1 protein-coding gene is annotated in these 2,880 nt (G+C 66.9%); it reads right to left on the bottom strand.

Annotation, left to right across the window (positions count from 1 at the left end):
- Positions 1–152: 152 nt before the first annotated feature.
- The gene (locus VKI00_RS27680) at positions 153–1,985 is read right to left on the bottom strand and encodes an IS1634 family transposase (RefSeq protein ID WP_324443922.1); all 1,833 of its coding nucleotides are present in this window, start codon (positions 1,983–1,985) and stop codon (positions 153–155) included.
- Positions 1,986–2,880: the final 895 nt, after the last annotated feature.

Raw genomic sequence — 2,880 nt, 5'->3', positions numbered from 1 at the left:
GTATACGATGAGTGCATCGAAAGTGCCTTCTCGGGCTCTGGACAATTACGACGTCAGCACTCGTATTTTCCCAGGCCAGAAGGCATTTTCGCTGTTCACACGCCGATCAAATCCCCGGCCCATCCACGGATTCAGGCTAAGGCGACGGCGCCCTAGCCCCGTTTTCCGCATGGTTGGGGGTCAAGGGTTAAGTTGTTTAATCGTGTTGTAGCGCTGTGTGTTTCTGGCCATGGGAGTGCGATGTCGAGGTGGGCGAGGATGCGGCGTTGGACGGGGGTGAGCCGGTCGAGGACGAGCCCGCCGCTGCTGGTGTAGGTGGCGTGCAGGTCGGTGAAGGCGGCCAGCACGGCGCGTGTGGTGGGCACGGCGTCGCGGTGTTCGGGCAGGATGGCGGGCAGAGAGGTGTGGGGGCCGAGGGCGGCGCGCAAGTCGGCTTCGATGAGGCCGTAGATGAGCAGGGCGATGCCGATGACGGCGATGAGCGCGTGGATGCGGTCGTCGTTGTGCAGGAAGATCGGGCGCACGCGCAGGGTTTGTTTGAGGTCGCGGTGGCGTTGTTCGACGATCCATTGGTCTTTGTAGGTGTCGAGCACGTCGAGCGCGGTCAGCGTGCGGCCGGGTGGGTCGGTCAGGTTGGCGGCGAGGGCATAAAGCCCGTCCAGTGCCGATGCGCTGGCGATGGCGTCGGGGTTGCGGTGCCAGGCGATGGTGGGTTTGCCCTGGTTGTCGACGCCGGTGGTGATGGTGATCAGCTCGGCGATGCGGTGGCCGATGATCTTGGCGACCCGGTCGTCGACCTGTTTTTTGGTTTTGTAGTGGCGCCCGCCGAGGCCGTTGCGGATGCGTGCGAGCGCGTCTTCGGCGCTGCTTAGGGCGCGTTCGCGGGCGTCGGCGACGGCGGTGGCCTGCTCGGAAGACCAGATGTAGGCGATGCGCAGCCGGTGGGTGGTACCGGTGTCGTCGTCGGCGATGTCGCGTTGGCGCAGCACGCCTTTCCACGTGGTGCGCTGGTCGGTGGGCAGTCGTCGTTGGCGTTGCGAGCAATGCTGCAAGGCGGGCAGCGCGGCCAGCCCGTCGGGCACGTCGGCGGCAAACCAGCCCGCCCAGCCGGTGTCGGCGCGCAGTGGCACCACGAACCGCATGCCGGCGGCGTCGGCGGCGCAGAGCTTGCTCAGGTGCCCGAACCCGGAGTCGATGACGCAGACCACCCCGGGCGGGGCCAGTTCGCGGATGCGCTCGAGCGTGTCCGCGAAGCATGGCGCCTCGTTGGACACCCCCGGATGGCCCCGGTAGTAGACCGTCACCCCGGCGCGGGTGGACACCTGCACGGTCTTGATCTGGCGGGCGATGGTGCGGTCGGCGGCCCACCCCTTGGCCACCAATGCCGATCCGGTGTAGCCGCCGGTGAACCGGACCGCGGTCATGTCCAGGTGCAGCCGCGACAGGTCCGCCGAGCAGCGGGCCGCGGCGGCCAGGGCCAGCTCGCCGCGGATCTGTTCGGCCACCGGCGCCAGCGCCTCCAACGCCCGGCCGAGCCGGTCGTCGTTGAGCAATCCCGCGGGCACGCCGAACAGTTCGGCCATCGCCGCGCTGGACGCCCAGCCCGCGACGTCATACAGCGGCGCCGGCCCGCACAGCCGATTGGCCACCAGCGCCGCGACCACCTCCCCGTGGGTCAGCATCGCCCGCCCCCGCATCGGCACCGCCGCGTCGACCAGCTCCACCAGCCCCAACCGGGCCAGGTAATGGTGCACCAGCAGCAGCGGCCCGACGTGGCGGCGGGTGCCGGCCGGCGGCGGATCCAGCCGTGCGAACGAGGCCGCCAGCTGCTCGAGTTGGCCCGACGCCTTCAGCTCGTCCTCGCGGCCCAGCGTCCGTAGCACCCGATGGCGCACCCGGCCCTGCTCATCGCGATAGGCTTCGACCAGCCGCAGGTATACGTAGCGCGTGCCGCCCTTGACGATGGCGTGGCGCTTAACGTACATACCGGACCCATCCCACTTCCCTCGGGGTTGGCCCTACACTATCGCGACCAGCACCGCATTACAAGCATGTAATTTAGCGTGTTGCAGTGGCGTTGGGAGCCACCATTTGGCCCTACATAGCCACGCCACACACCGATCCGTCGGGGCCGCTAACCATACCCATCAGAATCGAATACTCAACTCCCGCAATAGATTACCGCACACAACCGCGCACCCGAACCTCGTCCGGAAATCAGGCTCTACGCTCGATCAGTGCGGAAAACGGGCCTAGCCGAGCACCAGAGCGCATGGCATGGTGCAGATTAAGTCGCTGCTTTCACATGTGTCGGCGCCCTGCCCAGTGTGCAGCGCCACAACCGTCTTCACCGCCTATCCGGGTCATCCCCATCAGCGACTGGGACGAGGAAGAGTGATGTCCGAGTGCTCCACGCACCCAGCACACACACCCGCGACTGGCTGCAGCAGATGCAGCCCCCTGGTTATGTTTCCGTGGGCTGAGCGGTGGCCCTCGAAACGGAAGCCGTCGACGAGGCGGAGGACGGCTACGACCCCATCGACTTCGCCGAGAAGGACGGCGAGTTTTGACCTCCGCCCGTCCCGCCCGACACGAAGTGGAGGATAAGGTCGATACGCCTTCGCGCTGCAGCCCAACATGATTAGGCACCGTGTGGACCTATATCGCGGCTTAAAGAGCAGCGGTGAGCGACAGCGACGGCACCCGCCAGGTCACGCGCCGAACGGTGGCGCCTCTGGTGGCCTCAACGGCTACGTCGCAGAAGGCCACCGGACGAGAACAATTTGCGGCCCGACTGGTTGTTTAAGGGCGACGGCGTACCTCCACCCGACTGGAGCGGCAGGCGCGAACGCGCGATGCGCCGGATAACCCGCTACCGGC

This window comes from Mycobacterium sp. (assembly GCF_035314665.1).
Classification (GTDB): domain Bacteria; phylum Actinomycetota; class Actinomycetes; order Mycobacteriales; family Mycobacteriaceae; genus Mycobacterium.
Note: the sequence above shows the minus strand (reverse complement) of the source record. Positions and strands in the feature narration are given on the sequence as shown.

What these genes read in the sequence shown, in the direction of transcription:
- VKI00_RS27680 (WP_324443922.1), bottom strand. Translation starts at nt 1,985, where the DNA reads ATGTACGTTAAGCGCCACGCCATCGTCAAGGGCGGCACGCGCTACGTA.